At 35.1% G+C, this 19,394-nt stretch carries 16 protein-coding genes; 3 read left to right on the top strand and 13 right to left on the bottom strand.

Annotated elements, in window-relative coordinates:
* Window positions 1-43: 43 nt before the first annotated feature.
* Genes alaS through BM088_RS01435 form a run of 4 tightly spaced genes read right to left on the bottom strand, consistent with a single transcriptional unit; the run spans window position 44 to window position 4,545 of the window.
* Entirely contained in the window at window positions 44-2,644 is a 2,601-nt protein-coding gene (gene alaS / locus BM088_RS01450) for an alanine--tRNA ligase (protein ID WP_091979100.1), read from the bottom strand.
* A gap of 8 nt (window positions 2,645-2,652) precedes the next feature.
* Complete coding sequence (locus tag BM088_RS01445) at window positions 2,653-3,111, bottom strand: regulatory protein RecX (protein ID WP_091979098.1); 459 nt, start codon at window positions 3,109-3,111, stop codon at window positions 2,653-2,655.
* 13 nt (window positions 3,112-3,124) lie between these two features.
* Window positions 3,125-3,910, bottom strand: a complete 786-nt coding sequence (locus tag BM088_RS01440; RefSeq protein ID WP_091979096.1) for a BPSS1780 family membrane protein — start codon at window positions 3,908-3,910, stop codon at window positions 3,125-3,127.
* Window positions 3,910-4,545, bottom strand: coding sequence for a GTP cyclohydrolase II (locus tag BM088_RS01435; protein WP_091979093.1), 636 nt, complete (start codon window positions 4,543-4,545; stop codon window positions 3,910-3,912). The genes BM088_RS01440 and BM088_RS01435 overlap by 1 nt, the downstream gene beginning before the upstream one ends.
* 261 nt (window positions 4,546-4,806) lie before the next feature.
* On the opposite strand from BM088_RS01435, the gene BM088_RS01430 reads away from it, so the two are divergent.
* The 3 genes from BM088_RS01430 to BM088_RS01420 are packed head-to-tail and all read left to right on the top strand — an operon-like array spanning window position 4,807 to window position 6,661.
* Window positions 4,807-5,451 (top strand): energy transducer TonB, encoded by a 645-nt coding sequence (locus BM088_RS01430; RefSeq protein WP_091979091.1) that lies wholly within the window; start codon window positions 4,807-4,809, stop codon window positions 5,449-5,451.
* Between the two features lie 51 nt (window positions 5,452-5,502).
* A complete protein-coding gene (locus BM088_RS01425) occupies window positions 5,503-6,057 on the top strand; it encodes a sigma-70 family RNA polymerase sigma factor (protein ID WP_177207912.1) in 555 nt (184 codons plus the stop codon).
* Window position 6,058: 1 nt separating this feature from the next.
* A complete protein-coding gene (locus BM088_RS01420; protein WP_091979089.1) occupies window positions 6,059-6,661 on the top strand; it encodes a hypothetical protein in 603 nt (200 codons plus the stop codon).
* Window positions 6,662-6,755: 94 nt separating this feature from the next.
* Here the strand turns inward: BM088_RS01420 and BM088_RS01415 are convergent, their stop codons facing one another.
* From BM088_RS01415 to BM088_RS01375, 9 genes are all read right to left on the bottom strand, one after another.
* Complete coding sequence (locus tag BM088_RS01415) at window positions 6,756-8,702, bottom strand: alpha/beta hydrolase family protein (RefSeq protein WP_091979087.1); 1,947 nt, start codon at window positions 8,700-8,702, stop codon at window positions 6,756-6,758.
* Window positions 8,703-8,838: 136 nt separating this feature from the next.
* The gene (gene metH, locus BM088_RS01410; protein ID WP_091979085.1) at window positions 8,839-11,481 is read right to left on the bottom strand and encodes a methionine synthase; all 2,643 of its coding nucleotides are present in this window, start codon (window positions 11,479-11,481) and stop codon (window positions 8,839-8,841) included.
* 14 nt (window positions 11,482-11,495) lie between these two features.
* Complete coding sequence (locus BM088_RS01405; protein ID WP_091979083.1) at window positions 11,496-12,551, bottom strand: homocysteine S-methyltransferase family protein; 1,056 nt, start codon at window positions 12,549-12,551, stop codon at window positions 11,496-11,498.
* 69 nt (window positions 12,552-12,620) lie between these two features.
* Window positions 12,621-13,568: a homoserine O-succinyltransferase gene (locus tag BM088_RS01400; protein WP_091979081.1), complete on the bottom strand. Its 948-nt coding sequence runs from the start codon at window positions 13,566-13,568 to the stop codon at window positions 12,621-12,623.
* Window positions 13,569-13,661: 93 nt separating this feature from the next.
* Window positions 13,662-14,282: a 3'-5' exonuclease gene (locus tag BM088_RS01395; protein WP_177207911.1), complete on the bottom strand. Its 621-nt coding sequence runs from the start codon at window positions 14,280-14,282 to the stop codon at window positions 13,662-13,664.
* Between the two features lie 45 nt (window positions 14,283-14,327).
* Window positions 14,328-16,178, bottom strand: coding sequence for a DUF294 nucleotidyltransferase-like domain-containing protein (locus tag BM088_RS01390; RefSeq protein WP_091979146.1), 1,851 nt, complete (start codon window positions 16,176-16,178; stop codon window positions 14,328-14,330).
* A gap of 123 nt (window positions 16,179-16,301) precedes the next feature.
* Window positions 16,302-18,026 carry a sodium:solute symporter family protein gene (locus tag BM088_RS01385; RefSeq protein WP_091979078.1) on the bottom strand — a complete coding sequence of 575 codons (1,725 nt, stop codon included), beginning with the start codon at window positions 18,024-18,026 and terminating at the stop codon, window positions 16,302-16,304.
* A gap of 10 nt (window positions 18,027-18,036) precedes the next feature.
* Window positions 18,037-18,300, bottom strand: coding sequence for a DUF4212 domain-containing protein (locus tag BM088_RS01380; RefSeq protein ID WP_091979076.1), 264 nt, complete (start codon window positions 18,298-18,300; stop codon window positions 18,037-18,039).
* Window positions 18,301-18,835: 535 nt separating this feature from the next.
* On the bottom strand, window positions 18,836-19,210 hold the full coding sequence (locus BM088_RS01375) for a nuclear transport factor 2 family protein (RefSeq protein ID WP_091979074.1): 375 nt from the start codon (window positions 19,208-19,210) through the stop codon (window positions 18,836-18,838).
* Window positions 19,211-19,394 lie beyond the last annotated feature (184 nt).

Genomic DNA, 19,394 nt, shown 5'->3' with positions numbered 1-19,394 from the left:
GACATGAAGCCATATCAAGGTGACTGTAAACCTTTTTTAAGGTTTAAGCTTTTTCGGTTACCCAAGCTTGTACACTATCAAGTGCCGAAGCTAAGTTTTCAGGTTGTGAGCCGCCGGCTTGCGCCATATCTGGACGACCACCACCTTTTCCGCCTACTTGCTGAGCAAGGAAATTAACTAATTCACCCGCTTTAAATTGGCTGGTTAAGTCTTTGGTAACACCTGCAATTAAACTTACTTTAGCGCCAGCTGCCACACCTAATACGATAATACCTGAATTGAGTTTTACTTTAAGGTCATCAACCATACCACGTAACGCTTTTGATTCAGTACCTTCAACATTGGCTATCAATACTTTCACGCCATTAATATCAATGACAGAATCTAATAAAGATGCACCTGCTGCACTGGCTAGTTTATCATTCAATTGACTTATTTCTTTTTCTAAGCCTTTAGCTTTATCAACAAGAGCAGATACTTTTTCAAGCGCTGTATGGCTATCAGCTTTTACGAGTGCAGCTATTTTTGCTAATACATCAGCTTGTGCATTTACATGTTCTAGTGCCGAAATGCCTGTTACAGCTTCAATACGACGAACACCTGCAGCAATACCACTTTCAGATACAAATTTAAATAAACCAATATCACCAATTCGATTTACATGTGTACCACCACATAACTCAATTGAAAATTCACCAATACTAACAACACGTACTTCATCATCATATTTTTCACCAAACAGTGCCATCGCACCTTTTTCTTTGGCTTCATCAATTTGCATTAGCTCAGTATTTAAATCAAGATTACGACGAATTTCACTATTCACCATAGCTTCAATTTTTGACAATTCAGCTTTAGTAACTCCTTCAAAGTGAGAAAAATCAAAACGTAAACGATCTGGACCAACCAAAGAACCTTTTTGTGTAACATGTTCACCTAAAACTTGGCGTAAAGCTTCATGTAGCAAATGAGTTGCAGTATGGTTTTTACGAACACTATCACGACGTGCAACATCGATTTTTGCATCAGCACGGTTATTTAAACCAATTGAGCCAATAACTTTACCTTTATGTGCAATTGCATTACCAAGCTTAGTTGTATTTTCCACTACAAACTCGCCACCATTTACCTTAATCACGCCAGCATCACCAATTTGACCACCAGATTCAGGGTAGAATGTTGTGCGATCTAAAATCACGATGCCTTCTTGACCATCCTCAAGCACTGATGCATTTTCACCATTCGTAAATAATTCTACAACTGTGCTGCTTATATGATCATTTTGGTAACCTTTAAATGATGTAGTGTGGTCTGATTTTAATTGTTCATTATAATCTGTACCAAACTTACCTGCTTTTTGTGCTGTTTCACGCTGTACTTGCATTGCAGCTTTAAAGCCATCTTCATCAATTGTTAGTTCGCGTTCACGTGCAACATCAGCAGTTAGATCTGATGGGAAGCCATAAGTATCATAAAGTTTAAATACTAAATCACCAGGGATCACAGTACCTTCAAGTGCTTTTAAGCTATCTTCTAAAATCACTAGCCCACGGTCTAATGTTTTACTAAATTGCTCTTCTTCAATACGTAGCACTTTTTCAACAATTGCTTGTTGTTTGGTAAGTTCAGGGTAGGCATCACCCATTTCATTAATTAATGAAGCAACTAACTTATGGAAAAAAGAACCTGTCGCACCCAGCTTATTACCATGGCGAACAGCACGACGAATTATACGGCGCAATACATAACCACGACCTTCATTAGATGGCATCACACCATCAACAATCAAGAATGCACAAGAACGAATGTGATCGGCTACAACACGTAATGACTTATCTTCTAAATTAGTTGCATTTGTTACAGTCGCTGCTGAGCGAATTAAATTTTGAAATATATCAATTTCATAATTTGAATGTACACCTTGTAAAATAGCTGCAATACGCTCTAAGCCCATTCCTGTATCTACCGAAGGTTTAGGCAAAGGTTCCATGGTCCCATCTGCATGACGGTTAAATTGCATGAAAACTAAGTTCCAAATTTCAATATAGCGGTCGCCATCTTCATCAGGTGTGCCAGGAGGTCCACCAAAAATATCTTCACCATGATCATAAAAAATTTCAGTACATGGACCACATGGACCAGTATCACCCATAGACCAAAAATTATCTTTAGCGCCTATACGTGCTACTCGATCTGGATTAACGCCAATTTGATTAATCCAAATATCTGCAGCTTCATCATCTTCAGTGTAAACAGTCACCCATAATTTTTCTTTCGGTAATTGAATCACTTCAGTTAAGAAATGCCATGCAAACTGAATTGCTTCAACTTTAAAATAATCACCAAAACTAAAATTACCTAACATTTCAAAAAATGTATGGTGACGGGCTGTATAACCCACATTTTCTAAATCATTATGTTTACCGCCAGCTCGAACACAACGTTGAGAGCTCGTAGCTCTTGTATAAGGGCGATTTTCTGCACCTAAGAATACATCCTTAAACTGAACCATTCCCGCGTTGGTAAATAGTAAAGTAGGATCGTTACCAGGCACTAAACTACTAGAAGGAACTATTTGATGTTGCTTACTAGCATAAAAATCTAAAAATGTTTGGCGTAATTTTGAAGTACTCATGTGTTGCATGGATTATCTCACTCGTCTGACGGCGATATTGCGAATTCAATTTGTTCATAGTTAAAACCCCGATACATTAAATAGCGAACGATTTTCGCTTTTTGCTTGTAATCAGGAGTAGCTGTTAATGCTGAAAACTTCTTATTATAAGCAGCTCTAGCCATTTCATACCAGTCTATTTCCATTTCATCAATTTGAAATGATAATAGTGTTTTATCTATACCTTTTGCTGATGCTTCTGATTTAATACGTGCGAAACCATGCCCTTTGGCTAAATGACGTCGTATAAATCCCTCGCAATAGCGTGTTTCATTTATATAATTAAGGCTTTCACACCAGTCTAATAATGTTTCTATATATTCTGGTGAAGCTTCTTTTTTTTGTAGTTTAAGCATTAAATCTCGACGAGAATATTCTTGTCGAGACAATAACCATAAAACATAGTTTTTTAATTTTTGTTTTACTTGATCATCCATCTAATACTCGACTTTAAGCATTAAATTGGCCATGAGAACTAGGCGGTTCATCATGTTTATCTGTTGATTTTTCTGCTATCTCTATCTGAAAAATAGCTTGATACGCAACAAAGAAAGCAATGTAACTTATCGGCATAACAACCAATAATGGGAGCAAAGATAAAAGAGACGAAATTAAAATCAATCCTGAAATGATGCCACCAAAAACCCCAAGCGCCGCAAAGTTATGCCAAAAAGCTAATAAACTGACCTTAATAACTTCAAATATCGCTTGCTTCTTTTTAAAATAAACAAGCGGTACAGCAAAAGCAAATGCCATCATATATACAGATATTAAACTAATAAATATCAGCACGCTCACAGGCTCTATTGCGGCAATAAATTGCTCAATAACTTGTTCTGGATTTTCACTATTTTGTTGTAAAATTAATAATGCATCTTCAAATAAAGCACTACTGGCAATAGCCAATAAAATTCCCATCGCCATTTGGTATAAACCTAAACGAAATAGCCCCAATCTAGCCCCTTTTTCTGAAAAAGGCTTTAAAATATCTGCAAGCATAATTTTTTGACCTTGCAGTTTAACCAAAACGGCACGATAAAAACCTGCAATCAAAAAAGGAGCTGCCAGCGCAGCCGGTATTTGCAATAAAGGCATCACCAAAGGAATTAAACCCACCAAAATGATAAATATTTGCATAAAAATAAATGTACTAGGTTGGGTTTTAAAGATTTTCCAACCGGCTTTAAACCAGTCTAAGCCTGATTTTGCTTTAAAAACTCTTAATTCTGTTGCCATTACTTGTCTTCATTCTCTTTTCGTATACTAATTACTTTGCCTAAATCTAACCTATGCGAACCATGTTTTATTTTAGTTTCAAGATATGCCTTGTTGCCTTCTTTAACATGCGCATGTGTACCAACAACACTTTCAACTGAGATCCCAGCATCTTTTAACGAATTAATTTTACGAGGGTTATTTGTTAATAGTTGAACTTGAGAAATACCTAATGCTTTTAACATTAATACAGCATCTGAAAAATCACGTAAATCATCTTCAAAACCTAAATGATTATTTGCTTCATAGGTATTCATACCTTGGGACTGTAAAACATAGGCATCTATTTTATTATATAAACCTATGCCACGTCCTTCTTGGCGTAAATAAAGTAAAATACCACCTTGCTGATGCATTTTTTCTATTGATTCATTTAATTGCTCACCACAATCGCAGCGTGATGAATGGAAAACATCGCCTGTTAAACATTCAGAATGCATACGCACTAAAGGTGCTTCTTGATTTTTGTCAGCATCATTGAAAATCAAAGCAACGTGTTCTAATTGATCTTTTAGGCCTGTGAATGATACTAATTGCGCTAAGACATCACTATTTTTGCCAACCTTAAGTTGAACTCTTGCCCTTACTTCTGCCACAACATATCTCAAATCTAAATTTAATAGCGGTATTATACTTAAACCGCTTCAAAATACGAGTTTCACAACTTTAAAAAACACCTTTAGAAATATACTTCAAACCACTATGAAATTTACAACTACCACAATCAATTATTTCCTAAAAAAACTATTTTTAAATTAATTTAAAAAACTTCACCCCTTTTTCATTTATGTAACGTTTTATATATGAGCCTTATATTTTCAGACATTCAAATGAATTATAATTTCTAGGAGAAGTTTATGACATTCGCAATTAATCAAAGCCCTTTGTATAAAAGTGCAAAGTTTTCATCATTCATTCTAGGTGCAACATTAACGACCTTAGTAACTTTTGCGTTCATGCACTACTTAATAAAAAATAATTACACAACATCGAGCACACCACCTCCTCCTATAGTGATTGATGTAATTAGTGAGCCAGAAATAAAAAAAGTAACATTGAGAGATAGAATGCCACCACCGCCACAAATAAAACCTCAGCCACCTAGAAATATACGCCCTCAGGTTGAAAGTATTGCGCAAGGAGGTCAATTGACACATTACACGCCATCACTTTCTCAGATAGAGCCGAAAATAAATATGCCTACCATGCTAAGTTCTGGTCAAGGAGGTGCAACCCCTTTAGTTAGAATATCACCTAAATATCCCATAAAAGCCGCTAGAGAAGGAAAGCAAGGTTGGGTACAAATTGGCTTCACAATTTCAGAAATTGGTACTGTTACCTCACCGTTTATCATAAACTCAGAACCTAAACGACTTTTTGATAAAGCAGCATTAAGAGCAATTAGAAAATGGAAATACAAACCAAAAATGATTAATGGCAAAACAGTTAAACAAACAAATCAAAGTATTCAACTTGATTTTAAAATAGACCAAGCACTTTAAATATAAAAATGGAGTGTAAAATACTCCATTTTCAAAGGGATAAATTTATTGATGATATTGAGTTTAAAAAAATGGTTAAACCCAGAAATAGATGCCGAAACTTTAATGTCTCGTTATGCAAAATCTGGTAACAATGATTTATTAAAACGACTTATAGAACTGCATGCCGATGATTTATACCACTATTTAATTAGCCAAAGTGATATAGAACTAGCTAAAGATATCAGTCAAAAAACGTGGTTAAAAGTGATAGATAAACGAGAGTACTATCAAAGTAGTGGTACTTTTAAGGCTTGGTTGTTTACCGTCGCTCGTAATGCTTTATTTGATGAAATGAGAAAGTTGCAAAGATTTAAACTCATTGTCGATCAGAATATAGAACCAGAGTTAATCGCCATCAAACCTTTAGAGCATAATGAAGATATGAACATTAAATTCAGACAAATATTAGAACAACTACCTTTTGTGCAAAGAGAAGCCTTTGTATTACAACAAGAAGGGTTTTCTATTGCACAAATTGCTGACATTACACAACAAAAAATTGAAACAATAAAAACCAGATTACGCTATGCAAAATTACAATTTAAACAACACATAGGAGCCTGACATGTCACACCATAATGACGATTTTGATACCAAGCTCAATCAATTATATAAGCAACATAAAAACCAAAATAAATTATCGAATATAGATAAAAAAAACTTATTACTAGGTGATGAAAAACGAAAGAGTACGCCTGAATTTAGTTGGGTTAATACACTGCAATTTAGCTTAGCGGCTATCGCATTATTTACTTTATTTAACTTATATTTTAACGAACAAGCTTATTTAACCAGCCCTGAAATAAATGTAAAATCAGCAAAAATCTCGATTACTGAAATTCATTATTTAGAAAAAAATACTTACCACAAAAAAATTAAATATAGCCACCAGCAAGCTAAAGAACAATTAGCGCAAGCCAAAGAAACACTAAAAAACCAAGTTCTGTTCAGAGGAAGATTAATTAATAAAGCAGATGATTGGTACATTGCATCATGCAATAAAGAAATATTAGTACAAGTTAATGCTTCTCTTTTACAGCAATTAAAAACGAATAAAACACTTGATAACAACATTGCCCAAGGTGATTTATTAGCCTTTAAACATAATTCTAAAGGTGAAATTATTGCGTTACTCAAAACAGATAATATGCAGCAATGTCGGGGATAATACTGTTATTGTTAATTAACATACCACTAAATTTAATCAAGCACTCTCGATAACGTAACTCGAAGTACTTGATTAATCTATTTTCCTATAACTACTATAAATGCTTATCTAAAAAACCTACCACTTTTTTCATATAAGCTTTTTGATTTTCAGGGTTATAAAAACCATGGCCTTCTTTATCCAGCACAAACCATTCATATGATTTATCAACTTTATCAAGTGCTTCACGTAAACGCTCAGCATGCGCGTAAGGTGCGCGCTCATCATCTTCACCATGCGCAAGTAATAAAGGTATTTTAATTTTTTCAACATAATTTACAGGTGACATGCTTTTTAGTAATTTATCATCAGTGCCGAGTACTTTTTTTAAATAACTCATTCCTGAACGACGCTCTTGTACATCTCCTTCATCAAACATAAGATCTAAATCATATATTCCCGCATTTGCAATCGCACACTTATAAGTTGAGGGATAAATAGCTGCGCTTTGAATGGCTGAATAAGCTCCAAAACTTGCACCCATTATGCAAACATTATTCTTTTCTGCTTTTTTATTTTTAACTAACCATAAATACGCATCCCGAATATCTTGTTGGATTAAAGACCCCCACACTTTATAACCAGCAGTTTCGTAATCATAACCAAAACCACCTGATCCCCGATAATTCACTTGTAAAACAGAATAACCATTGGATGCGAGATACTGCACTTGAGATGAGAAACCCCAGTAATCTCTTACGCCATGAGGACCGCCATGAACTAACACCACAACTGGCGCCAATTTATTTTTTTCAGTTATTTTTGCTTGTGTGAAAAAACCATTGAGACTCTTTCCATCAGATACTTCAAATTGAATTGGTTCAACTGGCGAAAAATCTGCCTTTTTAAATTCAGGTTTAAACTTAAATAGAACTTTTAACTTATTTTTTATTTTATCAAATAAATAAAGTGTACCGGGGTCAGTGTCAGAAGACACCATTACCACATAAAACTCACCATTTTTTGTTTTACTCGTAATAGAAACTTCACTATAAGGAAAAGTGGTTAATAAGTTTTTGAATACTTTTGCTTCTTCAAGTTTTTTATTTAAGATTAAATAAGCTGGGTATCCATCATCAATACGAATTGCATAAGCAGAGCGATTATCGGTTGTCATTTCAACACCCGTTATATTGACCTTTTTATCTGTAAAAACCTTTTTATAGCTATAATCTTCAAGATTTAATTTAAAAAGCCCCTTTATATCTTGTTTATAATTATCAATTGTATACAAATACTTGCCTGAGGCACTAACTGATAATAGTTGTATGCCTGTTCCAACTCTACCTAAGGGGACTTGCTTCCACTGACGATCTTTACTGACATATAATAATTCATTATTATTTTCATCCGTACCGACCAAAGCGCGTAACTCCCCTTTAGTGTCAGTTAAAAAATGTGAAAAAGGAACAGGGGATCTCCCAAGTTTATTTTTAATAATTCCTGTATACACATTAAGTTTTAAAACTGAAGCTAAACTTTCACCAGTCCTAGTCATAGGTGTTGAACTTATTAATATATGTTTGTCATCTTCAGGTAAAATATCGATAATCTCCCCCCAACCCCGAGTTGATTGTTTTTTCTTTACGTGGCTACCGGTTTGCATTTCCCCTGAACGATATCCATATATCATCTTTCCTTTTTTTCCATTTAAATTTACTGCATATAATTCACCGTATGAACTAGGTAGTTCACGCCAAGGTTTTTGCTCTACAATGCTTATAACAACTCGTTCATTGTTAACCCAGTAATATTCTCCAACACTTAAACGTCCATGAAACTTAGCAGTTCCAACCGCTTTAAATGTGCTACGTTCCAAAAATATTAGCACTTTTTTCCCTTCAGAAAAGACAGCCACAGCAAGATGCTTACCATCAGGTGAAATTTTAGCATTCTGGTATTGAGAGTGATCAAATAGCTTCTCCCATTCTTTGGCTTTCGCATCATTATTTATGACAAGTAAGCTTATTATGCAAAACACTAAAACTATTTTGTTTATCACTTTATATCCTTTAGGAAGATTTTATTAATTTATGAATTACCATTTTAACAAAGTAAAATAAACAAAAAAGCCGCCTAGGCAGCCTTTTTGTGAATAAGCGTAAATGCTTTATTCTTTAACAATCACATCAGATAAGTTAATTTTCATAACCCAAGTTTGGACCTAACCAACGTTCCGCTTCTTCTAAGCTCATATCCGCACGAATGGCATAATCTTCAACCTGATCTTTTTGAATAGCAGCAACAGCATAATATTTCGAATCAGGATGAGAGAAATACCAACCAGATACAGCAGCACCAGGCCACATAGCATAAGAACTCGTTAATTTCATACCAATACGATTTTCAACATCAAGCAACTGCCAAATCTTTTTCTTCTCCGTATGTTCAGGACAAGCAGGATACCCAGGAGCCGGTCTTATGCCTTGATAGTTTTCACGGATCAATTCATCATTAGTCAGATTTTCATCTGTTGCATAACCCCAATATTCTTTACGTACTTTTTCATGTAAATATTCAGCAAAAGCTTCAGCAAGTCTATCGGCTATGGCTTTGATCATAATTTTATTATAATCGTCTTGTTGAACGTCAAATGCATCGGCAATATCATCCTCAGCTAAACCACCCGTTACTGCAAAACAACCAAAATAATCTTTAACCCCCCTTTTTGCGATATAATCTGTTAAGCAATAATTGGCAAAATCTGTTTTTTCGGTCTGTTGGCGTAACTGACATGATTTTGTGATTATTTCAGAACGAGTTTCGTCTGTGTATATTTCAATGTCATCTTCAACCCGATTAGCAGGGAATAAACCGATAATACCTAGAGGTTGTAACTTACCTGAGACTTCAAGTTCATCTAACATAAGATTGGCATCTTTAAATAAATTTTGCGCTTCTTCACCTACAATTTCATCGGTTAAAATTCGTGGATATTTCCCTGCCAATGACCAAGTCATAAAGTAAGGGGTCCAATCTATATATTGGCGCAATGTTTTAATTGAAACATTTTTAAACTCCGTAATACCTAATTTTTTAGGTACTGGCGGTGTGTAATTATTCCAATCTAATTTAGCGGCATTAGCTCTTGCTCTCGCTAGAGTAACGGGTTTAGAACGCGGGCGTTTACGCGCTTGTTGATCTCTTACTTTTACGTATTCACCAGTGGTTTTTTGTAAAAATTCGGTTTTATTTTTTTCACTTAAAAGGTTAGAAACAACACCCACTGCACGACTGGCATTATTCACATAAACCACACCTTTTTTATCTCCTTCAGCACGATATTGTGGTTCAATTTTAACTGCTGTGTGAGCTTTAGAAGTAGTAGCCCCCCCAATCATAAGTGGAATATCAAACCCCTGGCGAGTCATTTCTTTTGCAACGTGCACCATTTCATCAAGCGATGGTGTGATAAGACCAGACAAACCTATGATATCTACATTTTGTTCTTTTGCGGTACGTAAAATCGTTTCTGTCGGTACCATTACACCTAAATCTATCACTTCATAGTTATTACATTGCAGCACAACACCGACAATATTTTTTCCGATGTCATGTACATCTCCCTTTACCGTAGCCATCAAAATTTTACCATTTGATGAACCTTTTACTTTTGTTGCCTCAATATAAGGGTCTAGGTAAGCAACCGCTCTTTTCATTACACGTGCCGACTTTACAACCTGGGGTAAAAACATTTTACCTGCGCCAAATAAATCCCCGACTACGTTCATGCCATCCATTAATGGACCTTCAATCACTTCAATCGGTAAATCAGCTTCTAAACGACATTCTTCTGTATCTTCTTCAATAAATTGCGTAATACCTTTAACTAACGCATGCTCTAAACGTTTTTTAACTGACCAAGTGCGCCACTCTAAATCTTCTTTTTTATTTTCTTGCGCCATACCTGAGTATTTAGGTGCAATTTCAACTAAACGCTCTCCCGCTTCAGCGTCACTATTTAAAACAACATCTTCAACTGCATTTCTAAGCTCTAATGGAATGTCATCATAAACAGCCAATTGACTTGCATTTACAATGCCCATATCCATACCTGCTTTTATTGCATGATATAAAAATACAGAGTGAATCGCTTCACGTACCGGGTTATTACCCCGAAATGAAAACGATACATTAGAGACTCCACCTGATACTTTACAATGTGGCAGCCCTTGCTTTATACGTCGTGTTCCTTCAATAAATTCAACAGCATAGTTATCATGCTCTTCAATACCTGTCGCAACAGCAAAAATATTTGGATCAAAAATAATGTCTTCTGCTGGGAAACCTATTTCGTTAACTAAAATATCATATGCACGTTTACATATATCAAATTTACGGTCTTGTGTCTCAGCCTGTCCGGTTTCATCAAATGCCATTACAACTGCAGCAGCACCAAAACGCTTAATTAATTTTGCCTGATGTTTAAAATTATTTTCACCTTCCTTTAAAGAGATAGAATTTACAATTGCTTTACCTTGAATGCATTTAAGGCCAGCTTCAATCACATCCCATTTAGAAGAATCTACCATGATAGGTACTTTACAGATATCAGGCTCTGCTGCTATCAAATTTAAAAATTTAACCATGGCAGCCTTTGAGTCCAACATGGCTTCATCCATATTGATATCAATTACTTGCGCACCATTTTCAACTTGCTCTCGCGCAACGCTAAGCGCTTCTTCATATTCTTCATTCATGATCAGGCGTTTAAAACGTGCTGACCCAGTCACATTTGTTCTTTCACCTACATTAGTAAAAACAGCTACTTGTTGTGTCATAATCACTTTCTCAACTAATTTAGGTTACAGGCTTCAAGACCTGATAAACGCATTTTGACTTCAAGTTCAGGTAATTTACGAGGTGAAACACCTTCAACACCATCAGTAAAGGCTTTAATATGCTCAGGCGTAGTACCACAACAGCCACCCACAATATTAATAAAACCACATTTAGCCCAGTCAATCATTTCAACCGACATTTCATATGCTTCCAAGTCATATTCACCAAACTCATTAGGTAAACCGGCATTAGGATGTACCGAAGTATAGGTTTCACATACTCCCGACAACTCTTCCACATACTGGCGTAATAAATCAGGCCCTAATGCACAATTTAAACCTATTGAAATCGGTTTAATATGACGAATTGAATTGTAAAAAGCCTCAGTGGTTTGACCCGATAAAGTTCGTCCAGAAGCATCTGTGATAGTACCAGAAATCATAACAGGTAAAGTACGACCTGCTTGCTCAAACGCTTCTTCAACACCAAAGGCTGCAGCTTTTGAATTTAAAGTATCAAATATGGTTTCTATCAAAATAATATCTGAACCGCCTTCCATTAATGCTAAAGTTGACTCTATATAAGCCTCTACTAAGGCATCAAAAGTGATATTTCTAAATGAAGGATCATTCACATCCGGTGATAATGAACATGTTTTTGAAGTTGGACCTAATACACCTGCAACATAACGTGGTTTGCTTGGATCTTTTGCCTCTATTTCATCACATACTTTACGTGCTAACTTTGCAGATTCAAGATTAATTTCTCGGCTAAATTTAGCCATTTCATAATCTTCCATTGAAATTGTGGTTGCATTAAAAGTATTAGTTTCAATAATATCAGCGCCCGCTTCTAAATATTCACGATGAATTTGTTCAATGATCTGTGGTTGAGTCAAACTCAATAAATCATTATTGCCCTTAATTAAAATATGCCAGTCAGCAAAACGCTCACCACGGTAATCTTCTTCTTCAAGCTTATGTTTTTGGATCATTGTGCCCATAGCACCATCTAAAATAAGAATGCGTTCTTGTAACGCTAATTTTAACTGCTCTAGCTTGGTAGGCATTAGTATTTCATCCTATATCTTTTAATCTGTTTTATTACGTTGTCGTATTTATTGATATGCGCAGCTAATTTATTCTGCATAGTTATCTGTTCTAATATCTTGGCTGATAAGCTTTATATCATATGGTGTGGTTTGATATACATAATAGTTTAGCCAATTTGAAAATAATAAAAATGCATGACTTTGCCAAGTTTTTGAAGGTACACTTTTTGGATCATCATTTAAATAATAATTTTCAGGCAAAGGTGCCTTTGGCCCTTTAGCAACATCACGCGCATATTCACCCGCTAACGTATCAGCATCATATTCAGGGTGACCAGTTATAAATATTTGGCTACCCGAACTATTTTTAATTAAGTATGCACCAACTTCACTTGAACCTGCGACAACTTCTAACTCAGGGATATTATCTATTTGTTCTAAGGAAATATGGCCATAGCGAGAATGTGGCACTAAAAAATTATCATCAAAACCTCGGGTTAAAGCACCATGCTCTGAAAAACAGTGATGTTTAAATACACCACATAATTTATTCTCTTTAAGTTCACGTTTTAAATCATAATGATGAAATAAACTGGCATGTGCTGCCCAACATGAAAATAACGTAGAAGTTACATGTGAATTAGCCCAATCAAAAATAACCCCAAGCTCTTTCCAATAAGCAACATCTGTATATTCTAAATGAGCCAAAGGGGCTCCAGTGACAATTAAAGCATCATAATTAAGATGTTTAACTTCTGAAAAATAACGGTAAAAAGTATTTAAATGTTGCTCTGATGCATTTTTACTTCTATGAGTATCTAAACGCAATAAATCAACATTAACTTGCAATGGGCTATTTGCCAATAAGCGAATAAATTGCACTTCAGTTTCAACCTTGTTTGGCATCAAATTTAAAATAGCCAAGCGCATAGGACGGATCTCTTGTGTTTTAGCGCGACTTTGCGGCATAACAAATACATTTTCATTTCTAAGCGCTGCAATAGCAGGTAACTGATCTTGTACCGTGATAGGCATAAAAAATCTCCAAACAAGTTTACATATCCGTATTATGAACGGATAGCTAGAATTATCAAGCTCTGGATGTTTAGACGTCCACGCAAGGACTATTTATAACAACTGCTTTATCAATAATGCTTTTGAACGACTCATATTATTAATTTGTGCTAGCAATAATTCAGCTGTTGCCATAGCATCCGTAAATGCATTGTGATTAGCATAGTCTGGCAAATGATACCTTTTACGGCATCTCTCTAAATTTAATGCATCAAAACGCATATCTTGACTCTGTCTAGATAGGCGTCTATGTTCAATTTTCATCGTGTCTATCATTACAATTGATTTTATTTTTTCTGTCGGTATAGAAATATTGTAGTCTTTAAATGCCTTTAATAAAAAAGCCCAATCTAATGACGCATTGTGAAATACCAAAACTGAATCATCAATTAACTTTACTAATTGCTCTAGCGCAGAATTAAGTGGTTTGCCTTGCTCAATTGCACCAGTATCTAGACCATGAAATATAGGGCTTTGCTTCAACTTTCCTACTTGAGAGTTTATAAAATACTTTCCTTTACCTACATAGATCCTTTGTTTAACAATCGGTAACCAGGCAAGAGAAACAATTTCATCTTGCTTTGAATTAAGGCCTGTTAACTCTAGGTCAATCACTAAATAATTAACATCAAAACAGCTTAGGTTATGACGTTTATTCAGATTATTTAAACGCAAAAAAAAATGCAGAATCATTTTTGGTATTTTTAAAATCATGCCTATTTATAAACTCCCTCGGGCAAATTTAAAGACTACCGCTTGTTGCGCTTGTTTTATTAAATAAAAAGCCTCTTTTAGCTGATGTTTCTCCATAGATGTTAGGTTTTCAGGATTTATGCAATTACTTGGCAAACCTTCCTGATTAATCTGAGTACGTAAACGCAATTGCGTTAAGTAACGCCAACAATCTTTTAAATTGTAAATATCAGTTTTATTTATGTCAGGCAATTTAGCTAAAGCATTTAAACGCTCCAAAGTATTGTCTGCTCGAACCGAATAGTTCAAAGCATATAAGCGCACTATGTCATTAATTATTACCACGCCACGCTTTTTCAAATCAATAAACTTATGTTTATACGGTTCTTTTTCTCTAGTTTTTTCTAATTTGAATTGATTAAACAAACCTATAGGCACTGAGTTACGATTAATATCAGTTGCCATACCAGCAAAGAACAATTGGTTTTTAGGAATATTTACAAGCTTATTCATAAAATTATCAAATAACTCTGCTGAACCTTCAACATAGCGAATATCAAAAAAAATTTTACAGTTGAGCAAACTACTTGGTGAAGGTTTTTTAATCCAAAGATAAAATTGAGCAACCCAAGCTTCAAGTTCTAATCGACATGGATCAGAACTAGCCATAATGTTACCCGGACAGAATTTAATGCCACAGCTTGCTAAATTTGTACACACAAACTCTCCCAAACTTTTAAAGTATGACCTTTGTTCAGCCGTAATATCATCCGATAGTAATAAACCATTATCTTGATCTGAATGTAAGGTTTGCTCTTCTCTGGCCTGAGATCCAAAACAAATCCAACAAAAAGGAACTTCTGCCAAACCAAACTCTTCTTGATATAAATAAATAAGTCTAGAGGTTAAAGCATCTGTAATACCGCTTAGAAGCTTACCTATTAAACTGATATCTTCTACTTTATGAGAAAAGCCTTGCAATAACTCAGGTATTTCTAATGCATAACGCTTCACGTTTGCCACAGAATTAGCTTTATAGATCCGCCCAATTAATTGCACAGGATCAGATTTTTGCTGTCGTAATAAATCCGTACTGGTAAGCATTCCAATAGGTTTGAATGCTTCAGTAAGTACAGGCAAATGATGGATATTATGTCTGAGCATTAATTGAAAAGCTGAAAATACACGATTATTTTCAAAAATATACTTAGGGCTGGAGGTCATAATATGTGTCACAACAAGGTCAGGATTTACATCTAACGCCAAGACTCGGTTACGTAAATCTCTGTCAGTTATCACACCAATAAGCTTATCTTCTTTGGTGATCATAATAGATGAAACACCACTTGCACTCATTTTTTTAGCTGCTTGACGAATACTGGCATCAGGGGGGAGTGCCACAGCTCCCAAGTGCATTAACTCTGAAATTTTTCGATCTGACCAGTTATCTTGTCTTTTTTTATAATGAGATGAGAGTAAACGGTTTGCGTGAGCACGTACAAAATATTGCTCAAAAACCTTATATTCTCGCCGTAGAAAGTCGAAATCAGCTTGTTCTAATAAATAAACAATCCCATCTTTTTGCACCTCTAAACTATTTTTTATCGTTTCACCGCTCAACAACGACGGATAACCAAAATAATCGCCTTGACTTAAGCGCGTTATCACCTCATTTTGTGGGTTTACTAAATCATACAAACCTGAACGAATTAAAAACAAAGAGGGGTTATTTGAATCAAACCATTGAGACTGATTTTCTTTACTTAAATAAATAATTTGCAGATGTTTAATAAAATAACTAATAGCAGTAGATGCAAGTTCTGAAAATGGCGCTTGTGCATTCAAAAATTGAAACAATTCTTTTTGCTCTATCGTTATGTTAGTCATGACTTACTCCGTTTAAACTCTACTCCCTTCACTTTACTTAATTTAAGAACAAAAAAAAGCTCGACTATAGTCGAGCTTTGGTTATTAATTGATATGTATCAATGTGTTTCTATTTTAATGAGCGTGAGCTTCACCTGAACCTTTAGGGCTTCGTATAGATTCAACCATATCAATGACATCTTTTGGTATTTCTTTCGTTACTTTTTGTACCGCAACAGCAACTACAAAATTAACAAGCATACCAATCAGGCCAATACCTTCTGGAGAAATACCAAATAACCAGTTTTCAGCACTGTTCAAATCAGGGCTAATGAACTTAAAGTAAACGATATAACCTATAGTGAATAAAATACCCGATATCATACCTGCAATTGCACCTTCTTTATTCATCGTCTTAGAGAATATGCCCATAATAATTGCAGGGAAGAAACTCGAGGCTGCTAAGCCAAATGCAAAAGCAACAACTGAAGCCACAAAACCAGGTGGATTAATACCAAAATATGCCGATATGGTAATGGCCACCACTGCAGCCAGTCTTGCGGCCCTGAGCTCTTGCTTATCGCTAATATCAGGCTTCAAGGTACGTTTAAGTAAATCATGGGAAACTGACGTTGAAATAACCAATAATAAGCCCGCTGTTGTTGATAACGCTGCAGCGATACCACCAGCTGCAACTAATGCAATAACCCACGCTGGTAAATCAGCAATTTCAGGCGTAGCTAAAACAATAATATCGCGGTCAATTTTAACTTCGTTCTTGCTAGCAGGATCTGAAATTTTACCTGCGGAGTAGAACATTTTGCCATCTCCATTTTTATCATTAAAGGTGATAAGTCCTGTTTTTTCCCAATTTTTAATCCAGCTAGGAGCTTCAGCGTACGCAGTACCACTCCCCTCTTTACCATTAATGGTATCAACCATATTGACACGAGCAAAAGAAGCTAATGCGGGCGCTGTCGTGTAAACAATTGCAATAAATATTAAGGTCCATGCAGCTGAAATACGTGTATCTTTTACTTTTGGCACAGTGAAAAATCGTACGATTACATGTGGTAAACCTGCCGTACCCACCATTAAAGCACCTGTAATAGCAAAGACATCTATCATACTTTTGGAGCCTTCGGTGTATTGAGCAAAGCCCAATTCAGTACTTAAACCATCTAGCTTATCTAACAAGTGCATGCCTGAGCCATCAGCTAAAGTCGCACCAAAACCTGTTTGGGGTAATACATGCCCAGTCATCATTAACGATAAAAATACAGCAGGTACTAAGTAAGCAAATACTAAAATACAATACTGAGCTACTTGCGTATATGTAATGCCTTTCATACCACCTAAAACAGCATAGAAAAATACAATTACCATACCAATGTAAACACCCGTTTCTATTTCAACTTCTAAAAAACGGGAAAAAACAACACCAACACCACGCATTTGCCCTGCAATGTAAGTAAAACAAATAAAGATGGCACAAATTACCGCCACAGTGCGCGCTGTTTGTGAATAATAACGATCACCAATAAAATCAGGCACAGTAAATTTACCGAACTTACGTAGATAAGGCGCTAAACATAAAGCTAATAATACATAACCTCCTGTCCACCCCATTAAATATACACCACCATCATAACCTGCAAATGAAATAATACCTGCCATTGAAATAAATGACGCTGCACTCATCCAATCTGCGGCTGTTGCCATGCCATTTGCTAAAGGTGGCACACCGCCACCAGCAACATAAAACTCTTTTGTTGAGCCAGCTCGTGCCCATACAGCTATGCCTATATATAGCGCAAAACTTAAACCAACAATTAAAAAGGTGAGAGTTTGAACATCCATCATATTGCTCCTATTCGTCTACGCCATATTTTTTATCTAACGCATTCATTTTCATTGCGTAAACGATAATCAAAGCTACAAATGTATAAATTGCACCCTGTTGTGAAAACCAGAACCCTAACTTAAACCCAAAAAACCTTATTTCGTTCAGTACATCAACAAGTAAAATACCAAATCCAAAAGATACTAAAAACCAAATTGCCAATAGTTTAAACATTAAGGACAGATTTTCTGACCAATATGCTTTTGCTTGTTCATTATTTTTAAAAGCCATTTTTAATTCCCTAACAACATTCATATTAAGTGCGTATTCATTGCCATATTCAACATAGCAAGCTCATCTGAACTTTAAAGTCAGACCTTAGTCGTAACAAACTGTTAACGTGTATTGTTTCAGATATTAAACAAGTTAACAATAAAAGATAAGTGACTGATAAATAAGCACTTACCAAGCTAACAATTGATAACCATCATGCATTTAACACTGAATGAGACATTAGTCTTATGATATATAGTGTCTAAACTGAGGTAGAGTCTAAGTGTAATAATTATTTTTTCGGTCTATTTGTATTTTTTAAATTCATTAACTGATTTTTGAAAAGACTTGGTTGATCTTAAATATGTTAGATAGGCTGCATTTTAAAGTAGCTTGAGAAGTATACTATTTAGCCTCAAAACTTATCCTGAATGTTATCTATAAGTATTCTGTTTGATGATAAATAAAACCTCGCAAAAAAAACACACCAAAAGATTGATTTAACTACATTTATAGAAAGTAAAATTAATTAACCTATGATAATATTGACTTGTCAGGCGACGATACTTGCGTGCCCAGTTAAAACTTGCCATCGACTATCAAGATTTCCCCACCCCTTTGTGAAACGAAAATGACCACTTGTAGCTTCCCCTTTATAACTCCCCTTAATTTTTGCATGGACAGATACAATAACAACACCACCAGAAGTTTTTACGATTTGATCAGATAATGACAGAGCATTAATTTTAAACTCACCTCTTTTGTGGGCAGCTAAATCATCACTTTTTGAAAGGATCTGCCCCATGTGATTAGTAAAAATTAAATCCTTTGAAAAAAGTTGGTTAAGTACCTCAATGTCAGATGAAATCATTGCCGACTTCAATTTTTCTTCAGCTTCAATTATTTCCTTTTTTAATGCAAAATTCAAAACTATCTCTTTATAGCATTACAACTTAATAGACAAAATTATTTCTTCTTTAATTTCTTCTTTATTAAATTCAAACTAGCATTAAACATAGCACTTCCTCATCTAACAAAAGCATTTTAGACTCTTAATTGCATTATATATACTGGATGATTACAAGAACTTAACTATAAATATTGAAAGTAAA

The sequence above is a fragment of the Pseudoalteromonas denitrificans DSM 6059 genome, assembly GCF_900112265.1.
Taxonomy (GTDB): Bacteria; Pseudomonadota; Gammaproteobacteria; order Enterobacterales; family Alteromonadaceae; genus Pseudoalteromonas; species Pseudoalteromonas denitrificans.
The sequence above is the reverse complement of the archived record's forward strand: the minus strand, read 5'-3'. Positions and strand labels throughout refer to the sequence as shown.

Excerpts from the sequence above, each read along its gene's own strand:
- alaS (WP_091979100.1), bottom strand. The coding sequence starts at position 2,644 with ATGCAACACATGAGTACTTCAAAATTACGCCAAACATTTTTAGATTTT.
- BM088_RS01445 (WP_091979098.1), bottom strand. The coding sequence starts at position 3,111 with ATGGATGATCAAGTAAAACAAAAATTAAAAAACTATGTTTTATGGTTA.
- BM088_RS01440 (WP_091979096.1), bottom strand. The coding sequence starts at position 3,910 with ATGGCAACAGAATTAAGAGTTTTTAAAGCAAAATCAGGCTTAGACTGG.
- BM088_RS01430 (WP_091979091.1), top strand. The coding sequence starts at position 4,807 with ATGACATTCGCAATTAATCAAAGCCCTTTGTATAAAAGTGCAAAGTTT.
- BM088_RS01425 (WP_177207912.1), top strand. The coding sequence starts at position 5,503 with ATGATATTGAGTTTAAAAAAATGGTTAAACCCAGAAATAGATGCCGAA.
- BM088_RS01420 (WP_091979089.1), top strand. The coding sequence starts at position 6,059 with ATGTCACACCATAATGACGATTTTGATACCAAGCTCAATCAATTATAT.
- metH (WP_091979085.1), bottom strand. The coding sequence starts at position 11,481 with ATGACACAACAAGTAGCTGTTTTTACTAATGTAGGTGAAAGAACAAAT.
- BM088_RS01405 (WP_091979083.1), bottom strand. The coding sequence starts at position 12,551 with ATGCCTACCAAGCTAGAGCAGTTAAAATTAGCGTTACAAGAACGCATT.
- BM088_RS01400 (WP_091979081.1), bottom strand. The coding sequence starts at position 13,568 with ATGCCTATCACGGTACAAGATCAGTTACCTGCTATTGCAGCGCTTAGA.
- BM088_RS01385 (WP_091979078.1), bottom strand. The coding sequence starts at position 18,026 with ATGGATGTTCAAACTCTCACCTTTTTAATTGTTGGTTTAAGTTTTGCG.
- BM088_RS01380 (WP_091979076.1), bottom strand. The coding sequence starts at position 18,300 with ATGGCTTTTAAAAATAATGAACAAGCAAAAGCATATTGGTCAGAAAAT.